Annotated in this window: 23 protein-coding genes and 2 pseudogenes; 14 read left to right on the plus strand and 11 right to left on the minus strand. The window is 38.7% G+C overall.

The genetic code is table 11. From position 1 onward, the window contains the following. Nucleotides 1-37 precede the first annotated feature (37 nt). A complete protein-coding gene (gudD, locus tag HMPREF0013_RS10510; RefSeq protein WP_002120503.1) occupies nt 38-1372 on the minus strand; it encodes a glucarate dehydratase in 1335 nt (444 codons plus the stop codon). A 285-nt stretch (nt 1373-1657) separates the two neighbouring features. On the opposite strand from gudD, the gene HMPREF0013_RS10515 reads away from it, so the two are divergent. The 3 genes from HMPREF0013_RS10515 (at nt 1658) to HMPREF0013_RS10525 (ending at nt 5656) form a co-directional block, all read left to right on the plus strand. Continuing rightward, entirely contained in the window at nt 1658-3016 is a 1359-nt protein-coding gene (locus tag HMPREF0013_RS10515) for an MFS transporter (RefSeq protein WP_002120540.1), read from the plus strand. A 70-nt stretch (nt 3017-3086) separates the two neighbouring features. Further along, nucleotides 3087-4634, plus strand: a complete 1548-nt coding sequence (gene garD, locus HMPREF0013_RS10520; RefSeq protein WP_002120551.1) for a galactarate dehydratase — start codon at nt 3087-3089, stop codon at nt 4632-4634. 125 nt (nt 4635-4759) lie between these two features. Further along, nucleotides 4760-5656, plus strand: a complete 897-nt coding sequence (locus HMPREF0013_RS10525) for a DMT family transporter (protein ID WP_001181015.1) — start codon at nt 4760-4762, stop codon at nt 5654-5656. Between the two features lie 15 nt (nt 5657-5671). On the opposite strand, the gene HMPREF0013_RS10530 is transcribed toward HMPREF0013_RS10525, so the two are convergent. Then, nucleotides 5672-6742, minus strand: coding sequence for an AraC family transcriptional regulator (locus HMPREF0013_RS10530; protein WP_002120545.1), 1071 nt, complete (start codon nt 6740-6742; stop codon nt 5672-5674). 129 nt (nt 6743-6871) lie between these two features. On the opposite strand from HMPREF0013_RS10530, the gene HMPREF0013_RS10535 reads away from it, so the two are divergent. Then, nucleotides 6872-8332: a coniferyl aldehyde dehydrogenase gene (locus HMPREF0013_RS10535; RefSeq protein WP_002120537.1), complete on the plus strand. Its 1461-nt coding sequence runs from the start codon at nt 6872-6874 to the stop codon at nt 8330-8332. Between the two features lie 154 nt (nt 8333-8486). Here the strand turns inward: HMPREF0013_RS10535 and HMPREF0013_RS10540 are convergent, their stop codons facing one another. The 5 genes and pseudogenes from HMPREF0013_RS10540 to HMPREF0013_RS10555 form a co-directional block, all read right to left on the minus strand. Continuing rightward, nucleotides 8487-9023, minus strand: coding sequence for an imm11 family protein (locus HMPREF0013_RS10540; protein ID WP_225247874.1), 537 nt, complete (start codon nt 9021-9023; stop codon nt 8487-8489). After that, nucleotides 9012-9107, minus strand: a pseudogene (locus HMPREF0013_RS25280) (hypothetical protein); the annotation flags it as partial. The pseudogene HMPREF0013_RS25280 and the gene HMPREF0013_RS10540, both read right to left, overlap by 12 nt. Nucleotides 9108-9230: 123 nt before the next feature. Next, entirely contained in the window at nt 9231-10694 is a 1464-nt protein-coding gene (locus tag HMPREF0013_RS10545) for an amino acid permease (protein ID WP_017481360.1), read from the minus strand. Between the two features lie 399 nt (nt 10695-11093). Beyond that, nucleotides 11094-12188 (minus strand): arginine N-succinyltransferase, encoded by a 1095-nt coding sequence (gene astA / locus HMPREF0013_RS10550; protein WP_002120521.1) that lies wholly within the window; start codon nt 12186-12188, stop codon nt 11094-11096. Continuing rightward, the gene (locus HMPREF0013_RS10555) at nt 12185-13420 is read right to left on the minus strand and encodes an aspartate aminotransferase family protein (protein ID WP_002120524.1); all 1236 of its coding nucleotides are present in this window, start codon (nt 13418-13420) and stop codon (nt 12185-12187) included. Before HMPREF0013_RS10555 ends, astA begins: the two co-directional genes overlap by 4 nt. Before the next feature lie 135 nt (nt 13421-13555). Between HMPREF0013_RS10555 and HMPREF0013_RS10560 the strand changes: the two genes are divergently transcribed. The 9 genes from HMPREF0013_RS10560 (at nt 13556) to HMPREF0013_RS10600 (ending at nt 23310) form a co-directional block, all read left to right on the plus strand. Beyond that, a complete protein-coding gene (locus tag HMPREF0013_RS10560; RefSeq protein WP_002120489.1) occupies nt 13556-13978 on the plus strand; it encodes an Lrp/AsnC family transcriptional regulator in 423 nt (140 codons plus the stop codon). A 328-nt stretch (nt 13979-14306) separates the two neighbouring features. Next, entirely contained in the window at nt 14307-15737 is a 1431-nt protein-coding gene (locus HMPREF0013_RS10565; RefSeq protein ID WP_002120548.1) for a gamma-aminobutyraldehyde dehydrogenase, read from the plus strand. A gap of 28 nt (nt 15738-15765) precedes the next feature. Further along, nucleotides 15766-16536, plus strand: coding sequence for a nuclear transport factor 2 family protein (locus tag HMPREF0013_RS10570; protein WP_002120573.1), 771 nt, complete (start codon nt 15766-15768; stop codon nt 16534-16536). Between the two features lie 55 nt (nt 16537-16591). After that, complete coding sequence (locus tag HMPREF0013_RS10575) at nt 16592-17311, plus strand: FadR/GntR family transcriptional regulator (protein ID WP_002120532.1); 720 nt, start codon at nt 16592-16594, stop codon at nt 17309-17311. 65 nt (nt 17312-17376) lie between these two features. After that, nucleotides 17377-18084: a cache domain-containing protein gene (locus tag HMPREF0013_RS10580; RefSeq protein ID WP_000191916.1), complete on the plus strand. Its 708-nt coding sequence runs from the start codon at nt 17377-17379 to the stop codon at nt 18082-18084. Between the two features lie 186 nt (nt 18085-18270). Continuing rightward, nucleotides 18271-19602 (plus strand): APC family permease, encoded by a 1332-nt coding sequence (locus HMPREF0013_RS10585; protein WP_002120563.1) that lies wholly within the window; start codon nt 18271-18273, stop codon nt 19600-19602. 18 nt (nt 19603-19620) lie between these two features. Next, nucleotides 19621-21066 carry an NAD(P)/FAD-dependent oxidoreductase gene (locus HMPREF0013_RS10590; RefSeq protein ID WP_002120500.1) on the plus strand — a complete coding sequence of 482 codons (1446 nt, stop codon included), beginning with the start codon at nt 19621-19623 and terminating at the stop codon, nt 21064-21066. A gap of 148 nt (nt 21067-21214) precedes the next feature. Next, nucleotides 21215-22573, plus strand: coding sequence for an amino acid permease (locus HMPREF0013_RS10595; protein WP_005802857.1), 1359 nt, complete (start codon nt 21215-21217; stop codon nt 22571-22573). Between the two features lie 377 nt (nt 22574-22950). Then, nucleotides 22951-23310, plus strand: a complete 360-nt coding sequence (locus HMPREF0013_RS10600; protein ID WP_002120526.1) for a hypothetical protein — start codon at nt 22951-22953, stop codon at nt 23308-23310. A gap of 157 nt (nt 23311-23467) precedes the next feature. Here the strand turns inward: HMPREF0013_RS10600 and HMPREF0013_RS10605 are convergent, their stop codons facing one another. From HMPREF0013_RS10605 to HMPREF0013_RS10620, 4 genes and pseudogenes are all read right to left on the minus strand, one after another. Then, nucleotides 23468-24148, minus strand: a complete 681-nt coding sequence (locus HMPREF0013_RS10605) for a DUF799 domain-containing protein (RefSeq protein WP_002120567.1) — start codon at nt 24146-24148, stop codon at nt 23468-23470. Continuing rightward, nucleotides 24145-24513, minus strand: a complete 369-nt coding sequence (locus HMPREF0013_RS10610) for a DUF4810 domain-containing protein (protein WP_002120559.1) — start codon at nt 24511-24513, stop codon at nt 24145-24147. Before HMPREF0013_RS10610 ends, HMPREF0013_RS10605 begins: the two co-directional genes overlap by 4 nt. Nucleotides 24514-24530: 17 nt before the next feature. Beyond that, nucleotides 24531-25202 (minus strand): CsgG/HfaB family protein, encoded by a 672-nt coding sequence (locus HMPREF0013_RS10615; RefSeq protein ID WP_002120578.1) that lies wholly within the window; start codon nt 25200-25202, stop codon nt 24531-24533. Between the two features lie 149 nt (nt 25203-25351). Next, nucleotides 25352-25938 (minus strand): annotated as a pseudogene (locus HMPREF0013_RS10620) (TetR/AcrR family transcriptional regulator). Between the two features lie 415 nt (nt 25939-26353). Here HMPREF0013_RS10620 and HMPREF0013_RS10625 point away from each other — a divergent pair. Further along, a partial coding sequence (locus HMPREF0013_RS10625) for a helix-turn-helix domain-containing protein (RefSeq protein ID WP_005802578.1) occupies nt 26354-26573 on the plus strand: 220 nt, incomplete at its 3' end.

Genomic DNA, 26573 nt, shown 5'->3' on the forward strand with positions numbered 1-26573 from the left:
CTCAAAAAGCGAATTTTTCAAAGATATCGGTAAAACATTAACGAACCAAACACGGCTTTTTATTATTAAATGACCAATTTGGTATTAAAAATTGCATCGCATCGGCATCATTACGAGCCCCTAAACCTTTTAATTTATACAGTTCATGGGCTTGATTAATTCTATCCCAGTCCAGCTCAACCCCAAGTCCCGGTGCTGTTGGCACCTGAATTTTACCGTCTTTAATTTCAAGCGGTGCTTTAGTGAGCTGATCTGTACCTTCTTGCCAAATCCAGTGCGTATCAATTGCCGTTACCTTACCTACCGCAGCGGCAGCAACATGGGTAAACATGGCAAGTGAAATATCAAAGTGATTATTAGAATGCGAACCCCACGTTAAGTTATACATATTGCAGAGCTGTGAAACTCGAACCGAACCTTCCAATGTCCAAAAATGTGGATCAGCCAAAGGAATATCAACAGCTTGCAATTGAATACTATGCGACATTTCTCGCCAGTCCGTAGCAATCATATTGGTCGCAGTGGGTAAGCCTGTTGCACGTTTAAACTCGGCCATAATTTCACGGCTTGAATAACCTTGTTCTGCACCACACGGGTCTTCCGCATAGGCCAGCACACCTTTTAAATGTTTACCTAAAGCAATTGCTTCATCTAAAAACCATGCTCCGTTTGGATCAAGTGTCACACGCGCATCCGGGAAACGGCGCGCGATTGCTGTAACAGCTTCAGCTTCTTGTTCGCCCTGTAATACACCACCTTTTAACTTAAAGTCTTTAAAACCATAACGGTCATAAGATGCTTCTGCTAAACGCTGTACTGCCTCGGGTGTTAACGCTTTTTCATGACGGACTTTATACCAGTCATGGTTATGCTTAGGTGTAGTCGCATAGTCTAATGAAGTCTGTTTTCGGTCACCGATAAAGAATAAATATCCTAAAACTTCAACTTCACTACGTTGCTGGCCTTCACCTAGTAAGCTTGCGACATTCACATTTAAATGCTTGCCAAGCAAATCCAGTAATGCTGACTCATAAGCCGTTACAACATGAATTGTGGTACGTAAATCAAAGGTTTGATTGCCTCGACCACCACTGTCACGATCAGCAAAAGTTTGCTGAATTTTTTTAAGTAGATTTTTATATTCGCCAATCGGCTGCCCTTCTACCAAGGCTTTAGCATCATTTAATGTCGCTAAAATTTTTTCTCCACCCGGAATTTCACCTACACCAATATTTCCAGAGTTATCTTCGATAATAAGTATGTTACGAGTGAAATAAGGTCCATGAGCACCACTCAAATTGAGCAGCATGCTGTCATGTCCAGCAACAGGAATTACTCGAATTGATTTAACGATAGGTGTAGAGGTCGCCATTAAAATACTCCTTGGCATTCTGATACTATTTTTTCATTACCAAAACTTATAAGACATCAGACAACTTGTCAATATAAACCCGCATAAAAATTATTTTTCGACCCTACTTGCCAAAATAATATTTTTAATCATATGATGTCATACATCTAAAGACGCGGTTTTAGAACTAGGACTATAGAGTAGATACAAAATTCCGTTTTCTCATCTATTCTATCGATGAATTTGACATGACGTCACCTATTTCACGGATATGCAAATAGGTCGATTATTAAAAAGAGTTTGTATATGGATAATCTGCAAACAAATATTGCTGTAGTGACTCAGCAAAGAGCCAAACATACAAAAACTCGCTACTACATTCTTGCGATGATTTTTTTGGTCACGGCTTTTAATTACGGTGATCGTGCAACCCTTTCAATGGCTGCAACGCCAATGTCTCATGAGCTGGGAATCGACTCAGTCACCATGGGTTATATTTTCTCGGCCTTTGCATGGGCCTATGTAATTGGTCAAATTCCAGGTGGTTGGCTACTCGATAAGTTTGGTGCTCGCCGTGTATATTTCTGGAGTCTGTTTTTATGGTCTTTATTCACGGTTTTAATCGGTTTTACCGACATTTTAGGTGATACTGCGACCATCATTACTTCACTCTTTGTACTCAGATTTTTAGTTGGTTTGTCTGAGTCGCCTGCTTTTCCGGGTAACAGTAAAATTGCTGCCGCATGGTTTCCAACCAAAGAACGTGGAACTGCCGCTGCCATTTTTAACTCATCCTCTTATTTCTCAACCGTACTTTTTGCTCCCCTAATGGGTTGGCTTGTTGCAACCGTCCACTGGCAGTCTATTTTCTGGGTCATGGGTGGTCTTGGAATCATTCTTTCCTTTATCTGGCTTAAGGTCATTTATAGCCCAACCAATCATCCAACAGTAAATCCCGAAGAAGTAAAATATATTGCTTCAGAAGGTGCTTTACTCGACATGGGTGAAAATAGCCAAAATAGTAAAAAAGAGAAAATTACTTGGAGTAAAGTTAAACAATTGCTTGCTTCACGTATGATGCTCGGTATTTTTATTGGGCAATATTGTGTAAATACACTGACCTATTTTTTCTTGACTTGGTTCCCTGTTTACCTTGTCAAAGAAAGACATCTCAGCATTTTAGAGGCTGGTTTTGCAGCAGTTGCACCTGCACTCTGCGGCTTTGTAGGTGGAATTTTAGGTGGCTTGATTTCAGATAAGTTAATTCGAATGAATTACAGCTTAAGCTTTTCAAGAAAGCTACCTATCGTAGTCGGATTCTTGGTTTCAACCTCAATCATTATGTGTAATTACGTCGACTCTCAAGCAGCAATTGTATTCTTTATGTCCTTATCTTTCTTTGGGAAAGGCATCGGCTCTTTAGGTTGGGCAGTCATGTCTGATGTTGCACCAAAAGAAATGGTGGGCTTATCAGGAGGAATGATGAATGCGTTTGGTAATACGGCAGGAATCGTGACCCCAATTGTGATCGGCTATATCTTAGCAAGTACTGGTTCTTTCAACCTTGCATTGACTTATGTCGGTGTGCATGCGATTGCAGCAGTGATTTGCTATACCGCTATTGTCGGCAAAATCCAGCGCTTCGAGTTAAAACCTACCTCTTAAAACTTTAAGTCATAACGCTTAACTAACTTAAGCGTTATGACCTCTCTTCAAATGTATACAAGGAATGATCATGCTGAAGCCTCTCCTCATAAGAATTAGTCCTCTTGATAATGTAGCCATTGTAGTGAATGACGGCGGTTTACCACCTTCTACACATATTGAAGAATACCAACTCACCTTGGTTGATCATGTGCCGCAGGGACATAAAGTTTTATTAAAGTCATTAAAGCAAGGTGAAGCAATTGTTCGTTATGGGGAAATTATTGGTTATGCAAATAAAGATTTATCCGCAGGTTCATGGGTAAATGAAGCCGTTACCCAAATGCCTAAGGCACCTGAGCTAGATGATCTTGAGTTAGCAACTCGTCCTGATCCAAAGCTTCCAACCTTGAGCGGATATACATTTAAAGGTTATAAAAATAAAGATGGCAGTGTCGGCACAAAGAATATTTTAGGTATTACAACCAGTGTTAACTGTGTTGAAGGTATTGTCGATTATGTCATTAAAATTATTGAACGTGATTTACTTCCTAAATATTCAAATGTAGATGGTGTAGTCGGATTAAATCATTTATATGGTTGTGGCGTGGCAATCGATGCACCCGCTGCAATTGTTCCTATTCGTACAATTCATAATCTTGCACTCAACCCTAATTTTGGTGGAGAAATTATGGTTGTGAGTCTGGGCTGTGAAAAAATGCAACCCGAACGTCTTCTAAACATTCCTAAAGAAAACAAATATATTCCCCTAGCAAACGAAGATATTATTCAATTGCAAGATGAACGCCACAACGGTTTTGAAAGTATGGTCAACCATATTTTATCCGTGGCGGAACAACACCTTGAAAAGCTTAATCAACGTACTCGAGAAGAAGTCCCAGCTTCTCATTTAGTTGTAGGCATGCAATGTGGTGGGAGTGATGCATTTTCGGGAGTTACCTCTAACCCTGCCGTTGGTTTCGCAGCTGACCTGATTGTGCAATGTGGCGGTACAGTCATGTTTTCGGAAGTTACAGAAGTCCGCGATGGCATTCACCTACTTACTCCACGTGCAGCAAATGAACAAGTTGCCAAAGATTTAATTCGAGAAATGAAATGGTACGATGACTACTTAGCAGCAGGCCAAGTGGACCGAAGTGCCAATACCACACCCGGCAATAAAAAAGGTGGACTGAATAACATTGTAGAAAAAGCGATGGGATCGATCGCCAAATCGGGCCGCTCACCTATTGTAGAAGTTCTCGCACCGGGTCAAAGACCAACTAAAAAAGGATTAATTTTTGCGGCAACGCCATCAAGTGACTTTATCTGTGGTACGCAGCAAATGGCATCGGGTATTACCGTTCAAGTATTTACCACAGGCCGCGGTACACCCTATGGGTTGGCAGCCGTACCTGTCATTAAAATGGCAAGCCGAAACAATATTGCAAACCGTTGGTATGACCTAATTGATATCAGTGCTGGCGATATTGCGATTGGGAAGAAAACTATTGAAGGAGTGGGCTGGGAACTTTTTGAAATGATTTTACGCGTGGCTAGTGGTGAGCAGCAAACGTGGTCGGACCGTTGGGGTATTCATAACTCACTCGCTGTATTTAACCCTGCACCAGTGACCTAATAAGGTTTAGAAGATGAGGTTATATCACCTCATCTTTCTTATTTCCCCTATTAATTACGACACATTTCACTAAAACTTAACAGCGCTGCTAAAATAACATCGAAAATTAAGAACTGTATTTCTCTATGCAAAATCAAACTGCTTCAAACCTCCCCTCTACACAACTTGGAAAAGCACTGCTTTGTCTTATGACGTCGGCATTATTGTTTTCCATTATGGGAGTGTGCATTCGTTTTGCTTCACAAACGGTGGACAATGCGACCGTCGTGTTTTTTAGAAATGCAGTAGGTTTATTTATTTTTATTCCGATGCTCTTTAAACAGGGGCTAGATTTTATTAAAACCGATAAACTCTGGATGCATACTTGGCGAAGCATTGTCGGGCTAGCCGCTATGTATGGTTTTTTCTATGCCATTGCGAACTTAAAACTATCGAACGCCATGGTTTTTAGTTATTCATCTCCTATCTTTATTCCACTGATTGCATGGCTTTTCTTAAAAGAAAAAATTACCAAGTCTATGATTTTTGCCGCTGTGATTGGGCTCATTGGAGTTTTATTTGTCGCTAAACCCGATCAAGGTCTATTTAACGCATTATCTTTTATTGGCTTGGGTGCATGCTTTTTATCAGCAATGGCCTTTGTCACCGTAAGAGCTTTAACCAGTACAGAGCCACCTGAACGTATCGTTTTTTACTTCTGTGTTTTTGGTAGTTTAATTTCCTCTATTCCGATGTTTTGGCATTGGCGTATTTTCACTTGGCATGAATTAGCATTACTCATTGCCGCAGGACTTTTAGCTAATATTAGTCAACTGTTTATGTCTTATGCCTACAGCTTAGCGCCGGCAGGACAAATTGGCCCAATGAATTACATTGCTATTATTTTTGCAGGAATTTGGGGATTTGTTTTTTGGCATGAATTACCGGATCTATTCAGTATTATCGGCATATTTATTATTTTATTTGCGATTTTGCTCTGTAATCCATTTTTGCAGAAAAAGCTACTTTCTCGATTTAAATAACAGACAAACTTTAACCTAATTTAGGTACTGTATTCGATACTCATTTGGTGAAATGCCTGTCCAATGGCGATAGGCTTTTCTAAAATTAGAAGTATCTGAAAAGCCAATTCTTTCGGCAATTTCATCTACGGTTAAAGTTGTTTCTCGCAAATATTCATCCGCAAGACGGCGCCGAGTCTCATCTAACAACTCTTGGTAAGTCAAATTAAACCCTGCCAAGCGTCGATGTAAGGTCCTCTTTGACATATGTAAGCGTTCGGCCATTTCTTGAGCCGATGGAAAAAGCCCTGTTCCATCCAATAATATTAGACGGATTGTTTTCACCAACTCAGGCTCCTCAAGTTCAGCAGCACCTAGCATCCGCTCACAAAACGATTTACACATATCAGCGGTAATCGGGTTGGCATTTGGGCAAGGTACATCGAGCCACTTTAAATCAAAGTGCCATTGCATCACCCCAGCATTAAACTGAACGGGACAATGAAAAACTTTTTCATATTCTTCTGCATAGTCAGGCGCTGGGTATGGTAATAAAAGCTTCTTCGCTTGAAATGGTCCTTCAAGCACTCGTTCAATTAAAGTTTGCATAGAGCTAAACCAAAACTCGCACACTAAAGGTAAAAGCTTACCAAGTGCAATAATGTCCTGCCCTTCAAAAACGGCAACATCATCTCGAATATAAAATGACTTCTTTAAAATAGGCCCTGCAAGCTTAATGTGTCGAATACCAAGCTCTACCGCTTGTCTAAAATTACGCGAAGAATATAGTGCGTAGCCATACACCCCAAAATCTGACAACCGCTGCTTTTGTCCTGCGCGTAGTCCAATTAAAGGATCGTGAGATAGTTTTTGAATATTTTGAAATAGCTGAATTTTTTGGACTTGGGAAATATATAAAGAGGATTGATTCATAGCATCTGGCGAAATATTTGTGCCAGATAAAACATCGGATATTGAATGGCCTTGCGACCCCACTTCATCAAATAAACTGGTTAAACCCAGCAAATATGTATTGGCACCTAAGAGTGTATTATCATAATTTCCTTCGATAACACTATTCGCATTTTTATAAAGATTTTTAGGCATTTAAATCACACCATCCCTAGAGTGACGTGCATAATGGCACTAAACTACCTCTTGTTGTCTCAATTTAACATCGACCATACGACACTTCAAGCATAAAGTATGATAAGCAAAAGTATGGAAGGAACAATAATGGAAAGCTCCACTTTAAAAGAATATAGCGGCTCTGCCACTGAACATATGGAACTTATTTTTTCCAAACAACATGCCAATTTTGAGGCAGACCCCTATCCAAGTCTTGAAGCACGCCGCACAAAACTGCATCAACTTAAAAAACAAATTATCCGTTATCAAGATGCTTTAGCTGCTGCGATTAATTCCGATTTTAGTTCTAGATCGGTAGATGAATCTAAACTACTAGATTTGCTTGGTTCTGTGTTAGAGGCTGATCATGCGATTCATCATTTACGCCGCTGGATGCGTCCAAGTAAACGCCGTACCGAGCTTTTATTTTTATCAAACCGTTTAAGTGTGCAATACCAACCTAAAGGCGTGGTTGGTGTGATTGTACCTTGGAATTTCCCAGTTTATTTAGCACTTGGCCCACTCATTGCCGCATTAGCTGCAGGCAACCGAGTCATGATTAAACTCCCTGAAATTACACCAAATACCAATGCCATGCTAAGACGCATGCTTGCCGAAGTCTTTAACGAAGATGAAGTAGCCGTGTTTGGTGAAGAAATTACAGACCCAGCAAGATTTACCTCTTTGCCATTTAACCATATTGTATTTACAGGTTCTCCTGCCATTGGCAAAGTCGTCATGCGAGCTGCTGCTGAAAATCTAACACCTGTTACACTTGAGTTAGGTGGCAAATCACCGGCCATTGTGAGCCGTAATTACCCACTTGCCGATGCGGCAAAACGTATTACCCATGGCAAAGCAACTAATAGTGGTCAAATCTGTGTAGCGCCTGACTACGCGTTGGTTCCCAAAGAAAGTATTGATGAATTTGTTGAAGCTGCGAAATCAAGCTTTATAAAAATGTTTGGTCAAAACATTGAAAATAATGAGAATTACACATCCATTGTGAACGGCCGCCATTTAAAACGTATTCAAGATATTTTGACCGATGCGCAAGAAAAAGGTGCCCTTATTATTCCTTGCGATACTTATAGCTTTGACCAACAAGGTCGCAGGATGCCTGTGCACATTGTGCTGAATTGCACGCCAGACATGCGGATTATGAAAGAAGAACTCTTTGGCCCTATTTTACCTGTGGTGGCTTATGATTCTTTAGATGATGCGATTACCTATGTGAAATCGGACGAACGGCCTTTAGCCCTTTATTGCTTTACGCATAGTTCAATAGAACGTGATCGTATTTTGCGTGAGACTCATTCGGGTGGTGTGACCATCAATGATTGGGGTTGGCATGTAGTTAACCATGATGCTCCTTTCGGTGGTATCGGCAACTCAGGCATGGGGTCATATCATGGTGAGGAAGGTTTCCGCGAACTTTCACATGCTAAAACAGTTTTTATTCGTCATCGGTTTTTCCCGACTCAGCTTTTCCACCCTCCTTATGGAACATTCCTTCAAAAATTAGCGATTCGCTTTTTCTTGAAAAAAGGCGATCCAAGTATTAAATAAAGAATATAAAAGAAAGCCTCGTAATGAGGCTTTTTTTAGTAGATTTTCATTGATCAACAATTAATATAAATATTTATCACACTATTTATATATCAAGTCATTCATATATTGAACTAATTTATTCTAAAAAATAATAAAAATTTACTATCTAAAATTACTGGCCTACAGTCACCTTAGTAAAACATGCCCCTGTAAGATGATTTGTCTCATAAATATCCTTTATATTCTGACTTACAATGATAGTAGCATTTTCTTTATCAATTCGAAAAAAATCAGCATTCTCAGTTTTTTCGGCATCAATAATTAACTTAAAGAATGCCCTATAGTGCCCCGCAAGATCGGGCCTTACAGGATCGTTTTCAATAAACTTTTGGAAATCAGAATTAGTTTCATCTACACAATCATATCGCAAGGGATCTATTAAGAGATAAAACTGCTGAGATAATTGCTTATTAAACTCTAATGGAACAACCATACAATCAGTAAGCCTATATTCCTCTAATAAAAGCTTGAATCTATGGCTAATGACACAAAAACCATAAAAGGTTGTAGTAAAATCGACCTCTTGGTTTCCACTATCAATAATAGCAATATATTTCTTTCCCTTATTGACACTATTTTCTAACAAAAACTCATCCCAATCTATCTGAGCTCTAGGATTATCGAATCCTACAATCTCCTGACTGGGCAAAGAAACGTCTTCGATGGCATAGACATATTGGTGGAAACCCGCAAAAAGAATAATAGAAGAAGTTATAAAGTTCTTAGTTAACATCTCATATACAGAATTGTACGTATAATCACATTATTTTACATAAACACAATATATATCTCAATATTTAAGAGCATAAAAAAAGCTAGACACACGCCTAGCTTTAAAAGCATTTCATCTTCTAGATTAAATATAATCAACCTTTTGAGCTTTCAAGATATCAAGCTGCAACATCTTTTTCTTTTTATATTTATAGGCAATAAATAAACCAATAAACCAGATTGGTGAACACTCAAGTGCAATTAAAGTATCATGGTCTAAAGCCAAAATTACGATAGTAAACACTAAAAACAACATGGTCATCCAAGCCATAAATAACCCACCCGGCATTTTATATTTTGACTGGATATGTAGCTCAGGACTTTTCTTACGATAATAAATATAAGAAAGCACAATCAACATAAACGTAAAAATACATAAAATTGAAGTCAGCGCTGAGATAATCGTAAATGCTGTCATGACATTTGGAACAATAAATAAAATAGATGTTCCAACCGTTACACACGCCATTGAAAATACGAGTCCTCTAATTGGAACTTTTCTTTTTGAGAGTTTACTAAAGCTTTTAGGTGCGTCGTTGTCTAAAGCTAAACCGTATAACATACGGCTAGTCGCAAAGATCCCACTATTTGCAGAAGATAAAGCTGAAGTCGCAACAACAAAGTTGATTAAACCTGCCGCAATTGGTAATCCAACCAAAGTAAACATTTCTACAAATGGGCTCTTTTCTGGTGAAACCTTTGCCCAAGATGTGACCGCAATAATACAAACCAACGCGCCGACGTAGAATAATAAAATGCGTAAAGGAATAGAATTAATTGCTTTCGGAAGTGATTTATGCGGATCTTTAGTTTCAGCAGCAGTCGTCCCGACAAGCTCAATACCCACAAACGCAAATATGGCAATTTGAAAACCTGCCAAGAAACCAGTTACGCCATAAGGAAACATCGACTCTGTTTCAAACAAATGGCTCATTGAGGCCTTAACCCCATTTGGAGAAGTGAACCCAGTACCTATTAAATAAATACCAGCCAGAATAAATAGAATAATTGCAGTAATTTTGATGAGTGAGAACCAAAACTCAAGTTCACCGAACAATCGAACGGCCACAAAGTTGAGTATGGTTAAGACGGCCAATGAAGTAAATGCAGGAATCCAAACGGGTAAATCAGGATACCAAAACTGCATGTACCCCCCGATTACAATCACATCTGCAATCGCAGTAATAATCCAGTTACACCAGTAGGACCAACCAAGGAAAAACCCCGCCCACGGACCAAGATAAGCCGTTGCAAAATCGGCGAACGTTTTAAAATTAGTGTTCGCAAGCAACAATTCACCCATTGCCCGCATCACGAAGAAAAAGAAGAAACCAATAATTAAATAGGTTAAAACAATTGAAGTACCCGAAACACTTAATGTTTTCCCGGAACCCATAAATAACCCAGTACCAATTGCACCACCAATTGCGATCATTTGAATATGACGATTTGTCAATGAGCGCTGCAATTTCTCTTCTTCTTGCTCAGTCATATGTTGACTACCAAGAAGATCTCCTTCCAGGAACTGCTTTCCGTTATTCTTACTCATGTAATATTTACTCCAATTTATAGCAACCGTCGTAAATGCTTTAATAATAAACAAATTATATGATTATTAATTTAGTCCATTAAACCATTCTAAAAATATTATTAAATCACTTAAGACCTTATAAATTCCTTTTTAAAAGCTATCACCTATAACAATAAAAATTAATCATAAATCCTTTCCTTCATTATTATATTAACCTGCTCTCCAAAATATAATTTCAATAAACCTTTAAAATATATAAACTAATTAAATATTTTATTGATTTACCTTTTATATAGGAAAACAGGCTAATTAATTCCAGCTCAGCGAGCAAGATTGTATTTATCCATATACCCATCTTGCGCTAGCGATAATATATTATTCCTTCTTAAATTTGGTGAAATGTATAGTAATTTCCGCTTAATTAACAGCCATTCGCAAATATTCAGTGGCTTTGAGTTTATTGACCACTTCTGGACTCGAAACTTGTTTAACATGAACACTTAGCACGCGAACTAAAGAGCCATTTTCGACATTCAATTGTTTTGCCTGTTCTTTTGTTAACTGCAATATGTTCTGATGAGGCTGGCTATACACAAGAATGGCGCGATAATTTTCATAATCATCATTGGCCACAATGTAAGACTCATCCCCTACAGCGATATTTTGAGGCTGTTCGATTTGAACCGTTACAGACTGGCTTTCTTTAATCGCCCGTAAATTTTCGATATCCGCTTGCAGCGTTGCACCACCATCAAAAATATCGATATAGCCTTTATAGCGTAGCCCCTCTTCAAGCAAGAGGTTGTAGGCTGGTCGAGTATTTGGGTGCACAATGCCAATCGCAGCTTTAGCATCGTCAGGTAACATATCGACATAGAGGGGATGTCTTGGCATCAGCTCAGCAATAAAAGCCTTCTGCCCTACACCACTTAAATAATCGGCCTTGGTAAATTCGATATTAAAAAACTTGTGACCTACCGCATTCCAAAATGGTGACTGTCCATTTGCATCAGAGTATCCACGCATTTCAGCAACAATCGTTTCTTCAAAATATTGACGGAATGCTGAGAGAAATAAGAAACGGACTTTAGATAAAAATTTGCCATTTTTATTTAAGCGATAGTCAGGATCTAAAAATAAAGTACAAAGCTCACTACAGTTGGTATGGTCATTACTCAAATATAAAGTAGGTAAAGCGTTATAAACACTTAAGGGTTCAGATGCATGAACTTGTGTTCCTACATGGAAGTTATACCAAGGCTCTTTTAAGCCAAGTGCGACTTCAATACCGCAAACACCGACAATTTTATTGAGTTCAGTATCTTCTAAAACAAATAAGTAAACCTGATCTGCCTTTGGAAGTTCGCCTGCGACTGTCTTACACGCCCGTTCAATACGAGCAGCAAGTTTTTCCATATTTGGCTGCAAAGATGTCAAACCAAAACCCGCTTTTTGAGCCAACAGGTAAAGGTCATTAACATCTTTAGGTTCGATGTAACGGATAATCATCATGCTGCTTGTTCATCCTTTTGAATTTCTACAAAGCGAGCAAGCGCACGTTCAAAGCGTTTTAGACCTTCATCAATATCAGCAAATGGAATAATTAAAGATGGCGTAAAACGTACAACATTTGGACCAGCAATAAGACTCAGTAAACCTTCTTCGCCCGCAAGGTTATTAATATCTTTTGCTTTACCAGCAAATTTGTCTTTTAAAGCACAACCAATCAATAAACCTTCACCGCGAATCGTCTCAAAGATTTCATACTTTTCATTTAATTGATTTAAAGCTTTTTTATAATAATCATGACGCTCTTTAATGCCTTTCAGAACTTCAGGTGTATTAATAAACTCAAATACTGCACCAGCAACCGCACTTGCTAGCGGGTTACCACCATAAGTCGTACCATGTGTACCGACAGAAAAATGCGGAGCAAACTTATCGGTTGTTAACATTGCACCGACTGGGAAACCGCCACCTAGTGCTTTTGCAGTCGTTAACACATCTGGAATAACACCAGAGTTCATATAGGCATAAAGTGCACCTGTACGGCCTACACCCGTTTGCACTTCATCAAAAATAAGTAAGGCACCGAACTGATCACATAGTGCTCTTAAGCCTTTTAAAAATTCGATGTCAGCAGGAATAACGCCGCCTTCACCTTGGATCGGCTCAACAATAACTGCACAAGTTTGCTCATTAATGACTGCTTTAGCCGCTTCTAAATCATTATAAGCAACATGGCTAATACCGTTTGGAAGTGGTGCGAAGTCTTGTGAATATTTAGGTTGGCCACCCGCTGAAACGGTAAATAAGGTACGGCCGTGGAACGCATTGTTAAATGCAACGATACCGCTTTTACCAGCTATACCACTGTCTAGCCCAACTTTACGCGCAAGTTTTAAAGCTGCTTCATTCGCTTCTGCACCTGAGTTACAGAAGAAAACCTTGTTTGCAAATGTATTTTCAGTGAGTTGTTTTGCAAGGCGTAGTACGGGTTCATTGGTATAACCATTACCGACGTGCCAAAGTTTTTTTGCTTGTTCTGTTAACGCATTGACTGCCACTGGATGCGCATGACCTAATGCATTTACTGCAATCCCGCCTGCAAAATCGATATATTCTTTATTTTCTTGATCCCAAATACGTGAACCTTCGCCACGTACCGGAATGAAATTTGCCGGTGCAAAAACTGGAACCATCCAGTCGTTAAAGTCATTACGAGAAACTGCAAAATTATTCATCTTATCTAGTCCATTAAATTGAATTATTAGGCTTAACCGATGCCCCTATTATTCAAAATCAAATTGATTCACAAAATTTGTAATTCAGTCAAAAATGAATTAATTTTTACCAATCTGATAATTGACAATTACAATATGGATAACATTGATCAAATTATTTTAGGTTTGCTTAAAGATAACGCACGGATGTCTGTTACTGAGTTAGCCGAAAAAGTTCATGTTTCAAGAGCAACGGTAAAAAAGAGAATCGAGTATTTAGAGTCTTCAGGCATCATTACCGGATATACAGTACGGTTTAAACCCAATGCAGAACGGAACGTCATCCGTGCATGGATGAGCATTATGGTTGAAGGGACCAAAGCGCAGTCTGTGATTAAAGAATTACGCCTAGAAAGTGCCGTGGAATGTCTACATAAAACGAATGGCAAATGGGACATTTTGGTCGAGCTACGCTCTGATACTTTAGAAAACTTCGATAAAGTTTTAGAAAGAATCAGAAACATTTCAGGTATTTATAATAGTGAAACCAGCATTCTGCTTGCGAGTCATAAGACCTAATCATTCACTTTAATTTCAAATAATAAGAACGAAAAATTGATGGGCTAAGCATAAGGTTTGGCTCATCAAGCTGCTCTCGATTAGAAAATTCTTCAATTGTCTTTCATCAAATCTACTGAACTAGTACGACAATCAACTTCTCCTAAAAATCGTCAATAAATTTTTAATATTTTTTAAATAATCAAATCAAAAACTTAAAATCCAATTTGATTTAAATTCCAACTTTTTTCACTCAATCCCCTCATCAAAGCATTTGACAGAAAATTTAAAACATAATACATATAGTATTATATGTTATATGTTAAAACCTAAGGAAAAGGTATAAAAAATGGCTAAAACTCAACTACAACACTTCATTAACGGCGAATATGTTGCTAGCAAAGGAAATGATTATTTCGACTTGGTAAGCCCAGTAACTGGTGAAGTTTATGCACAATCACCGAATGCAACCGAGGCAGAAGTTGATGCAGCTTATGCCGCTGCAAAAGAAGCATTTAAAATTTGGGGACGCAGTACACCTTCGACTCGTCAAAAAGCATTACTGAATTTAGCAGATGCTATTGAAGCAAATGCTGATCGTTTGATTGAAGCGCAAAGTCGTAATACGGGTCAGTTAAAACATTTAATCGCATCTGAGGAAGTAGGTGCATCAGCAGATCAGGTTCGTTTCTTTGCAGGTGCTGCTCGCCTACTCAATGGCACTGCTTCAGGTGAATATTTAGAAGGTTTAACCTCTTCTATTCGCCGCGAACCTGTCGGTGTAGTTGGACAAGTTACACCTTGGAACTATCCACTCATGATGGCTGTTTGGAAAATTGCTCCAGCTTTAGCCGCAGGTAACACAGTAGTACTTAAACCAAGTGATACTACGCCTGAAAGTACGCTTTTACTGGCAGAAATTGCTGCACCATTTTTCCCTAAAGGTGCATTTAACGTAGTGTTAGGTCAAGCTCAGGTGGGTTCAAAAGTTGTATCACATAAAACCCCTGCACTTGTTTCGATTACAGGCTCAGTTCGTGCGGGATTACAAGTTGCAGCTTCTGCCGCAGCAAATCTAGCGAAAGCGCATCTTGAGCTTGGTGGTAAAGCACCTGTAGTGGTTTTTGAAGATGCTGACCTAGACAAAGCAGTTGAAATGATTGCTTTAACAGGCTATTTCAACGCAGGCCAAGACTGTACTGCAGCAACACGTGTCATTGTGGCTGAATCTGTTCATGATGAATTTTTAAGCAAGTTGGTTGAAGCTGCAAAAAATACCCGTTTTGGTGAACCCGATGATCAAGACGCACTTTATGGCCCACTTAACAATGCCAACCAATTGAAAAATGTTAAAGCCTTTATCGACAACTTACCTGCTCACGCCAAAGTTGAAACAGGTGGAAAACAAGCAGACCGTCCGGGCTTCTATTTTGAACCAACTGTTATTAGTGGTTTAAAACAACACGATGAAGCCATTCAAAATGAAATTTTTGGACCAGTGATTACCGTTCAAAAATTTACCGATGAAAATGATGCGATTGAAAAAGCCAACGATGTTGAATATGGCTTAGCTTCAAGTGTTTGGACTAAAGATCATGCCCGCGCCACTCGTCTTTCTCGTGAACTCGATTTCGGTACAGTTTGGATTAATACCCATATTCCTTTAACCGCAGAAATGCCACACGGCGGCTTCAAAAAGTCAGGATATGGTAAAGATTTATCTGGTTACGGATTTGAAGAATATACCCGTGTTAAACATGTGATGAGTTCAAACGAATAATAACAATGCGTTTTGAAAGGAGATCAAAATGAATAAGCAAGAAATGAAAGACTTGGTGACTAAAGCCCATCACGAGCTTTTTAATTTGCACGACACCACTGCTTTAGACCGTTATTTTTCTGAAGACTTTATAGAGCACTCACCACTCGTTGCAAATGGTATTTCAGGTCTTCGTCAATTGGTAGAAGATTGTCCCGATATGCAACACGAAGCTGTACGTGTACTAGCAGATGGTGACTTGGTTGCAATTCATGGCCGCTTTCAAGGATTAGATGAAAACCCGTTAGTTGGCTTTGATATTTACCGAGTGAAAGATGGCAAAATTGTGGAACATTGGGATGGACTGGTAGCAGAAGCTGCACCCAATGTGAGTGGTAGAACCCAACTAGATGGTCCGACTGAAATCGTCACTCACCATGACCCAGAGGAAAATCGTGAGATTGTGACCTCTTTCTTTAAGAAGTCATTAATTGATGGCAATTACGAAGCATTTAAAGAATACACTCACAACGATCAGTTCATTCAACATAGTCCAGACATTGGCGATGGTGTTAAAGCAGTCATTGATTTTTTGAACAATATCCGTAATGAAGGACAAGGTTTGGTATACTCCAAAACGCATCGCTCCATTGCTGATGGTCAATTTGTCTTGACACATTCCGAAGGAAGTATTGCCGGAAATCGACATGCCTATTTTGAATTATGGCGTGTAGATAATGGCAAAATTGTTGAACTTTGGGATGCAATACCAGCTGTGCCTGAAGATGAACAGGCCGTCCATCAATATGGCGTGTTTTAATCATTTATCCGTTTCATTAAGCTAAGTCTCTGACTTAGCTTTTAGAGAATTCGCCATGTCAGCATATACGATAATTTTTGCACCTATCGCTCAGGCAACTCGATCGGAACAAGTTGTGGAACGCTTGGAAAATGCAATTATCTCTGGATTGCTCAAAAGCAATGAACAGCTTCCTAACGAGGCGGATCTAGCTCGCTTAATGGGAGTGTCACCCATTACGGTCCGTGAAGCGTTAAATACTTTACGCGTAAAAGGCCTGATTGATACACGACGCGGGCGAAACGGCGGAAGCTTTGTTTGTGAGTTACCTTCCGATTTACTCTTAAACAAGCACCCTCTTCGCCAAGCGTCCAATGAATATCTAGCTGATTTAGGCGAATTTCACAGTGCAATTTTAAGCCATGGTGCATATTTGGCAGCACAGAGAACCACTGAATATGAATTAGGCAAAATTAAAGAGCTTATTGATCAATTTGAACAGGCCGTTGAAGCAGACACACGTGCTCAACTTGATTTACGTTGCTTATTAACACTCACCTCTTTTGCTCAATCAGCTCGCCTGGCAAATCAAGAGTTAACCATACAAGCCGAATGGGCACCGCTCATTGCTGTGCTTTACCAAGATGATCAGTTTCATCAATCGGTCGTCGCTCAATACCATCAACTTTTATCATCTTTTGTTCAAGGCAATGAAGATGATGCTGTTATTCAAGCGCGAAAAATCATTTCGATGCTAACAGACCAAATGCTTCGATATAAGTTATCTATCGAATAAAAACAATAAAGTAGAGCGCTTATAAAGTATCAAGTGAGAAATACGGAATTTTAGGAGTTATAGGAATGACCCAACATTTAGATATAGAAGAGCTTCAAAATTTGTTAAAGACGGTGGTTGAGGAAACGACAGCCATTACAGAAAAGCTGGCGACCAAAGCGAGCAAAATTCTTTCAAAACATGAACCTGAAAAAACCAAAGACGTTAAGCTTTCAGGTTCAGAGCGTTCAGCTTTGCAAAAGGAAATTAAAAAGGCCTTACAGGAAAGCCATTACAGTCAAGGTATTGGTTTTGCAAGTTATAGCCCTGCAACGCAAGAAGAGCAAGATTATTGGACACTCGAATGGTGGTATAAAAAAGAAGATCAGTTACAACAAGCTAAACTTGAAAACTATCAAAATGCTCAGCGATTTCTAGACTTTCGCTCTTTTGAATGGTTCCATAAACCTGCTCAAAATAAAAGTCCGTGCATCCATGGGCCTTATGTTGACTACATTTGCAATGGCGCATACACCATCACCCTTGCCCATCCGGTCATGATTCGTGATCAATTTATCGGTGTGATTGCTACCGATATTTTAGTTTCCGCACTCGAAAAAATTCTTATGCCGAAGCTTAAAAACATTAAACAAAAAGCAATTGTGATTAACGACTCTTCTAGAGTGATTACTTCAAATGATATCACCATCAGAACAGGCACATTATTTAAAGGCCAAAGCCCCGAGCAGTTTCTGTCACGACCGTGTCAATCTTTTCAACTGGTCGTGATCTAGAGTTATATCAAAGATATAAGTATTTGATCTTGCTTTAGGGCATCACCAAGGCGAAACAGCCACCCACTTTTGTACAAACTTTCTCCAAATAGACGTGTTTATTCAAGTCTAGGGGAAGTTTTGGCTCAAAAATAGCATCGCTTTTCCGGATGAAAAGCAAAACAACGAATTTGAGGTTGAAATGACATGGAAAATAAAACGTCTTCCTTAAAAAAACTGTCTCTTTGGCAAGTCACGATTATTGGTATTGCCTACATGACCCCTATGACGGTGTTTGACACTTTCGGTATTGTCTCTGGCATTACCAATGGACATGTGCCACTGGCATATTTGCTCGCACTTGGTGCCATGTTACTTACCGCTTGGAGCTATGCAAGATTTAGTCAAAATTCAGAAAAATCAGGCTCGGCATATAGCTATACTGCTGAAAGTTTAGGGCCTAAAAGTGGTTTTTTTGTCGGTTGGTGTTCACTACTCGACTATTTGTTATTACCCCTCATTAATGTTTTGCTAGCTGCGATTTATCTCACAGCCCTTATCCCAAGCCTGCCTTACTGGTTCTGGGTGCTTGTATCGGCAAGCCTAGTCACTTTAGTGAATTGTTTCCGCATTCGATTACTCGCCAATTTAAGCCTGTTGTTTGTGTTTGCACCGATCATACTCATGGTCATTTTTGTTTATTTAGTGATTAAGGGTATTGGCTCGACTCAAGGTTATGAGCATGTGCTTACTTTGGCGCCACTCTGGCATGAGCACCAATCTTTACTCCCACTCGTTGCGGGTGCCTCAGTTTTGTGCTTTTCATTTTTGGGCTTTGATGCGGTTACCACGCTTTCTAATGAAACCAAACAACCCACCAAAAATATTCCTCGTGCAGTCATGTTAACAACTCTCGCTGGCGGGCTTATTTTTTTCACAGCCGCTTGGTTTATTCAGCTATATTTTCCAAATAATCTACGCTTTCAACATCCTTCAGAAGCATTACCTGAAATTGTGCTTTACGTGGGTGGTGCTTTTTTCCAATCCGTATTCTTATGCGGACAAATTATGAACACAGTCGCCTCTGGCCTTGCCTCTCATGCCAGTGCTTCACGTTTACTGTATATAATGGGTACCGATAATATTTTCCCTAAAAAGTATTTTGGGACAATTCATATCTCATTAGGTACACCATTTTTTTCGGTTTTGTTTGTTGGTCTTATTTCAATGTCCGCGGTTTTTCTAGATTTAGCCCAAGTCGTAAGCCTCATCAGCTTTGGTGCCCTAGTCGCTTTTACAGCCGTAAATTTCTCTGTTTTTATGAAGTTTTATATTAAAGATAAACAGCGCGCAGGTTTTAAAAACAAATTTCTAAACCTATTTTTACCGCTTATCTCTGTAATCAGCATTATTTGCCTCTGGCTTAATCTTGACTCATCTTCACTGATTTTTGGATGTTTCTGGTTAGCTTTGGGTATTCTCCTATTTATCTATAAAACGATTAAAAAACAAAGCATTGCTATTAGTAATGCTTATTAATATTTAAGGAAATTTGTCATGAAAATTATTTCTAAACCTCAACTTTTAAAAGACGTGGAATATAAACCAAGTAAATCTCTACAGGTAGGCAAAGAGTGGAGCTGGTTAAATCCGAAACATGCAAAATTTGAGGCTACCACTATAGAAGGCACATCGGTAGATAACCCAGCGAACTACTATGAAAGCTCAATTTCTGATTGGCATACTTTTGACAGTTTAAAAGCTGATATTGAATGTGATGTCGTGGTTATTGGTGGTGGTTTATTAGGTTCATCTACAGCCTTACATTTAGCTGAACAAGGCGTAGAGACTGTTTTATTAGAAAAAAATCGCATTGGTAGCGCAGCTTCTGGACGCAATGGCGGACAACTTACCCCTGGTTTAGCTCGCTGGGAAGCTCAAGAAATGGCCGATCGCTTGAGTTATGAAGATGCCAAAAAACTCTGGCATTTTACCTCTACAGAAGCGATGCAACTCATTGATGACATCTCGGAAAAATACCAACTCAACTTTGACCGCAAATACGGCCACATTACTGCCGCTGTTCATGAAGGGCATTTAGTCGGTTTAACACAAGGCGCCGATGCACGAAAATATTTAGGTGAAGACCATACCCGCATTGTGGGTAAACATGAACTCATGGACTATATTAAGTCTGATTATTACACAGGTGGTTTAATTGATGAGTTGGGTGGACAAATTCATCCTTTAGCTTTAAACCGTGGCTTAATTTATGGCTTTTGCCAAAATGGCGGTACTGTTTATGAGCAAACAGAAGTCCTTTCAATAGAAGAAAAAGCAGATGGTATTTATGTTCAAACTGCAAATGCTGTTGTAAAAGCTAAAAAGTCTGTAGTGTTAGCCGTGCACCATGCTTCGTTTAAACTTTTATCAGAGCAAAACAATACTACTATTCCGTTTTACACTTATGTTGCGACGACTGCCCCGCTAGAGCTTGATACAAAAGAACTTTTACCATTTGGACATCCAGTATATGACACACAGTTCCAAATTGATTACTACCGTCCCGTGTTTAACAACCGCTTATTATTTGGTGGTCAAGGTACAGGAACATGCTGGGGACCAGAAAAAACATTAAATTATTTAGAACATCGAATTCACACTGTTTTCCCTCAAATTAAAAATCTAGAGATGGATTTTGTCTGGAGTGGCACCACTGATTTAACCGTAAATGGTGCAGTCGATAGCCGTAAATTTGGCAATAAATTCCCAATTTATGCTGTTCACGGCTGGAGCGGTCACGGCGTTGCTCAGACGGTACGTATTGGTAAAGCCATTGCAAATGACTTTGTTGGGCAATCTAACGACTTTGAAATGTTATCTAAAATTGACCATCAAAATATTATCTTTGGTCGTACCCTTGCACCCGTTGTTATTCCACTCGCTAAAAGCATGTATGGTATTGGTGCAATGATTAATCCGGGCAAAATGGTGTCTTTCTAATTTATTAAAATAACTAATTTTCAAAAAAAGGATTCGTATAGCTTTGTACGGATCCTTTTTATTTAGCTGAGTAAAATCCTTTTCAAACTAGGTTATCCCTAACCAATCTATTACAATAGCGCCAGCTTTTTTATTCAGCGCATATATTTTGAGCAATTCATCTTCCCAATTAAAACGCGGACTTAAAAATCGCCATATCCAGTTAATCGCTATGGGTGGTGCTGTCGGGACAGGTTTATTTTTAGGCTCTGCACAAGTCATCCAGTCTGCTGGTCCTTCTATTATTTTAGGTTATGCCATTGTCGGTTTGGTCGCATTTTTAATTATGCGCCAAATGGGTGAAATGATCGTAGAAGAACCTGTGGTCGGTTCCTTTAGTTACTTTGCACAAAAATATTGGGGGAAATTCCCCGGTTTTTTATCGGGCTGGAACTATTGGGTTGTTTATATTCTGGTCGCGATGACCGAACTGACAGCAGTTGCTAAATATGTGCATTACTGGTGGCCCCATATTCCTGCTTGGATATCAGCCTTATTTTTCTTTGTTTTGGTCACATGTTTGAACTTAGGCAACGTTAAATTTTATGGCGAATCTGAGTTTTGGTTAGCTATTATTAAAGTTGCGGCGGTCATTGCCATGATCGTGTTTGGCTTATATTTATTGCTTACCGCGGGTAATGACTCTATCGCTAGCTTCTCAAACTTATGGCAGCATGGCGGATTTTTCCCGCATGGGTTCTCGGGCCTATTTTATATGCTCGCCTTTTTAATGTTTGCTTTTGGCGGTATTGAACTGATTGGAATGACTGCCGCTGAAGCCGAAAATCCAGAAAAAAGCATTCCACAAGCCATTAACCAAGTCATCTTTCGAATCTTGGTTTTCTATGTGGCTTCGCTTGCTATCATCATGTCACTCATTCCGTGGAATCAGCTTGACCTCGGTGGTTTAGATAAAAGTCCATTTGTGATGATTTTTAGCCAGCTTGGTATTGGTTGGGCAGCGCATTTGCTTAACTTTATTATTTTAACAGCCGCACTGTCTGTTTATAACAGCGGCATGTACGCAAACAGCCGTATGTTATATGGCCTAGCAGTACAAGGCCATGCATCCAAAATTTTTACAAAAGTCAGTAAACAAGGGGTTCCAACACCTGCTGTTATCTTTTCTTCTATCCTAATTTTTGGTTGTGTATTACTGAATTATTTTATCCCAGAAGAAGCTTTAAGCTATCTCATGTACATGGCCGTGGCTGCACTAGTTTTAAACTGGGCAATTATTAGCTTTACGCATTTAAAGTTTAAACGCGCTATGAAACTTGAAAATAAAGTTGCCAAGTTCCCTGCATTAATTTCACCTTTAAGTAACTATATTGTTTTGATTTTCATTGGCATGATTTTATATATCATGTGGACTCAAGGATTTGAAAAATCGGTGATTTTAATTCCAATCTGGATTACATTCATGTTTGGATTATATAAATTTCTGAGTTGGAAAAAAGCACTCTAATATTCAAAAAAGGCTTATTCAAACTGGATAAGCCTTTTATCATTTATCAGCTTGTCACCCTAAGCAACTTCAGAAAATCTATTCAAAAAACCATTCACATTCTATTCATCATTATTAAATTGTTCTCTACTAGACACATGGATATGTAAGCCTTAGTCATTCTAAACATTGGTATTTAATGAGATAATTATTAAAGTACAAGTGTTTACATGATCTATAAATATTTGTGTCAATGTTCAGCTAAAATCAAAACAGACCAGTTTATCGTTACGATCACTCAATAGGCAAAAGATACTGCATCGCAAGATAGGTTCTTTACCCACTGCACTGATTTAGCCGTCAACTGTGTCACTCAATGATGAAAGACAGGAAATTTTATGGAAAAAGCTCTGCAATGTCCTAAGTGTGGTTCTACAGAAATTGAAGCACGTGACCATGACAAATTACTTAGAACAACTGGCGGTGTTTTACTCACAGCTGCCGGTACAACGGCAGGCACTGTAGGTGGCGCTGCGACCGGTGCTACTGTTGGAGCAGCTATTGGTACTGTTGCTGGTCCTTTAGGTGTAATTGTTGGCGGAACTGTAGGGACTTTTGTTGGTGCCATTAGTGCAGGAATTACTGGCGGTGTAGTTGGTAATATTTTTGGTAAGAAAGCTGGCGTAATAATCGACAAGAATATTTTTCAAGATTATCGCTGTTTAAAATGTAAATACCGCTTTAAGCAAAAGAAGTAATTTAAATTAAATAGGAGAACTAGTTGCTCTAGCTCTCCTACCTAATCAAAAAATTTATAAACTATCTGGAATAATAAATTTTTATCTAGCATTTCATATAATTAATCTAGATAGCAGCCTATTTTTAATAAAGTAAAACTTTAGTTAAGACTTTAATTTACTTAGCTACTACTCCATCTTGTTGATATTTTGGTGAACGTGGACCATATAACAACCCCATACCCGGATTATAAGTCGTCGGGGTAAAAAGTTGAGTATTTACCATACTCGCTAATGGATAAGCCCGATCAGTAAAGCTGCCAGCAATCTGTTCAACTAAAGCACCGACGACCATTCCGATTAAACCCGCATTACCATCATTACTTGCTTGAACAAGTTTTTTCTCACCTGTCCAAATCACATCTCCAGTTTTTAAATCAACAAGCTTTGCATCAGCACTTACTGTCGCGACACTCTGAATCACTTGGTATTTAGAACCATATTCTTTAATTCGAATATATAAAGCTGCGTCTGCACCAAAAATCTCTTGTAATTTCTGGGGTGCAATAGACTGAGCATCACTACCATTAGTAACCCCATTCTCTTTAAACATATTGTCTACGACAGAGATTGGGAAAACGTAATAACCAGCTTCTGCCACAGGTGCCACCACAGTAGGCCAATAACTATAAGTCGCTTTTACATCAGGCGAATCATTGACTGGAGGCAATACCAAAATCGATTTTGGCATATGAGCTTTATAAGCTGTAATATCTTTATTAGGTTGTGGAGTAACGGCACATCCAGTAAATGCAAGGCTAGAGATAACCAAACCAGCAATTAGAAATTTCTTCATCATGATTTTGCATTCCCACCATTAGCATTCATTTTTTGCAATAAGCGATCCATTAAAACTGTAGATTCTGGATATACTTGTCGTTCAAGCTGGAAATTCTCAATTGCTTTTTGAGAATTATTCTCTTGTAAATACAATAATCCTAAATGTGCATATAAACCTGGCGGAACGGCTAAGCCCTTGCCTTTAGTTTTCTCAATTTCAGCTTCTAATTTTGTGATTTGCGTACTTGGTGTCGCTTTCTCAGGTGAGTTATACATCAAATAGGTTTGATGAGTATAAGTTCCCCAATTATATAAAGGTTGAGGACCAGCGGCACACCCAACCAATCCCATAGCAAGAAAACTGCTTAAAAGAATTTTTTTCATTTAACACATATCCAAAATTATTGAATTGACCAACGGTTATTTTGAATATCTGTTACAAGATTATTAACTGCTTCACGAACAGCTAAATCAAGTACTTTGCCATTTAAAGTCGAATCATAAGAAGCTGTAGAGCCAAAACCTAATACTTCACGAGCACCTAAGGCATATTCACCCGCACCTTGTACGGAATGCACGACTTCAGATGTTTTTACATCAACGACATTTAGATTAACTTTTGCATAAGCAACTTGCTGTTTACCGCGACCTAAAATACCAAATAATTGCTGATCACCTACTTCTTTGCGACCAAACTCAGATACGTCACCTGTGAGAACATAACGAGCACCTTTAATAGATTGGCTTGTATTACTATACCCAACTTCTTGTTTAATCTCAGATAAATTGTCTCGATTTAAAACTGTAAAATAACCAGTTTGCTGTAAATGTGTCTCAAGAATAGTTTTCGCCTGTCCGCCTAGACGGTCTACATTGTCAGAGAAAACACCTCTCATATAACTAGAGCGGTTATCAAACTTACCGATAGAAACAGGAGCCTTTACTCCCGTATATTTAATTTGTGATGTAGCTACAGTTACTTGCGGGCTTTGTATCGTTCTTGAAGTTTCAGTAGTTGAACAAGCAATTAAACCGAAAGAACTCAAAGTAGTAATGATTAATATTTTTTTCATGTTACTCTATAATGATTACAAAATATAAAGAATACATATTATATACAAAAAGACTATCAAATAGTCTAACAATTTAACCATTGAGTAAAAAATACTATTTTTTATTTTATGGATATTTAAATAATAAAAAGCTCCTATTTTGATAGGAGTTATTCGAGTTTGTTTAAAGTGCAATATGCCTGGCTGTCCACAGCATTTAAAAAATAATCCAACAATTGCTCCCTTTCACTAGCTTTATTTGGATCTAAAAGTTGGATGATTGCGCCATCAATCATAAATAAAATCATGTTTGCATCAGCTTTTAAGCCACGACTTTCTAGACTAAATATCAAATCAAAAAGTTCTTTAAGTAGCCATTTTCTATATTCAATCGCCATGCGGTAAGCTCGAGGATAAAGCAGTTTTAATTCAAAAATGGCTTTAAACAAAAGATGGTAAAGACTATTTATATCGACATGTAAGCGGGCAATTTCTTTGAGTTTATCGGCTACGTTTGGTAGCGATGTGAATAGACAATTGCCAGAACTTCTTCTTTGAGTCGGCTGTTTTGAAAGATTAGGCACATTTCAACAAGCCGTTCTTTCGAGTGAAAGTAGTTATAAAACGTCGCTTTTTGAATTTTGGATTTTTTAATAATCAGGTCTACGCCTGCATTATGAAATCCATACGTGGTAAAAAGTTGGATAGCGGTTTGAACCACCTGTAATTTTTTGGAAGATATTTCTAAAGTTGGCATAGTTTTACCGTTATAAATTCTTGTTGTTTCTAAATGAGATAAAAAGCCTGTGCCGTTTCTGGGAGAAAAAAAGGCACAGCAAAGCCGTAAGACGGTGCTTGGCACATCTCAAGTTTTGTAGTTACTAAGTTTTAAGTAAAAATGACTTAAAGCCTGAAAACCTTATGGCGTTCAAGCTGCTGTAAATTTTTAAGTTGTGTCGATATAGACTTTGGCAAAGGCTGCCAAGAAATAATGAATGTGCAAAGCCAACTCCTTTTTTTATTGGGAGTTCTGCCAAATCATTAAAATTATGGTGGCAGAACGAAAGGGGGTTCGCAGACTGGTCATAGATCCAGCACACCCGTGGGTGTCCCCCTCCCGTTCTGAACTGCACCCCATAAGTTAGACTTTTAAAACTTATGAGGTGTGCTCTATGCCAATTCCGAAGCATTCAAAAGAGTTAAAATTAAAAGTCATTCAAGCTTATTTAGAGGGAAGTAAAGGATATAAAATCCTTTCACAAGAATTTAATGTAGATCTCCAAACCATCCGCTTATGGATTGAAAACTATAAGGCACAAGGTGAAGATGGCCTGAATGTTAAAACTAAAAAAACCTACTACTCTTCCGAATTTAAAATCAAGGCTGTACAAA

The sequence above is a fragment of the Acinetobacter sp. SH024 genome, from assembly GCF_000163635.1.
Lineage (GTDB): Bacteria > Pseudomonadota > Gammaproteobacteria > Pseudomonadales > Moraxellaceae > Acinetobacter > Acinetobacter pittii.